This is a genomic window from Priestia sp. BR_2, assembly GCF_041954005.1.
GTDB classification, from domain to species: domain Bacteria; phylum Bacillota; class Bacilli; order Paenibacillales; family Paenibacillaceae; genus Paenibacillus_AQ; species Paenibacillus_AQ lautus_A.
The window spans coordinates 1-637 of sequence record NZ_JAVFHM010000301.1 but is presented as its reverse complement, the minus strand read 5'-3'; the positions used below and the strand labels follow the sequence as shown (position 1 = coordinate 637).

At 39.4% G+C, this 637-nt stretch carries 1 protein-coding gene; it reads left to right on the top strand.

Annotated elements, in window-relative coordinates:
- Nucleotides 1–59 precede the first annotated feature (59 nt).
- Nucleotides 60–637: GntR family transcriptional regulator (locus tag RB298_RS25600; protein WP_486049155.1), on the top strand; the 578-nt coding region annotated here is incomplete at its 3' end.

Below are 637 nucleotides of genomic sequence, written 5' to 3'. Positions count from 1 at the left end.
TTTAAACATTTTTATATAGTTACATCAAATTTAACGTTTTTCGGAGTGAGGGAATACAAATGAATAAACCATCAACACCTCAAACCCCTGAGTTCAAACAAGTTACGCAAGAGAAGTCATCCCTTTTCTTATCCGTTCGTTCATTTTTATCAACATTAGATACGAATGATGAATCACGCTTACCACAACGTGCTTATCTAGCTATTAGACACGCAATACGCCATCTCAAGCTTGAACCCGGTCAAACTGTATTAGAAAGAGAAATGGCTGAAATTCTAGGTATGAGCAGAACTCCAGTACGAGAATCCCTTGTTCGTTTAGAAACAGAAGGTTGGGTACGTTTAATTCCACGTCGAGGGTTTATTGTAGCACCACTTGTGGCAGATGATCTCCAACAAATTTACGAAGTTGTAGAAGCTCTCGATGGTGTTTCGGGATACCTTGCTACTCCCAAAGTCACTGATACAGAGTTAAACCACCTTGAGCAACTCATCCAAGAGCAAGAAAAGGCACTAGAGTTAGATAACCTATTAGCATGGACAGAATTGGATGACCAATTTCATGATTTTATTGTTGATTCGGCGGAAAATCAACGTTTGAGAGGAATTGTAGATAGCCAGTCTGATCAACTCTATCG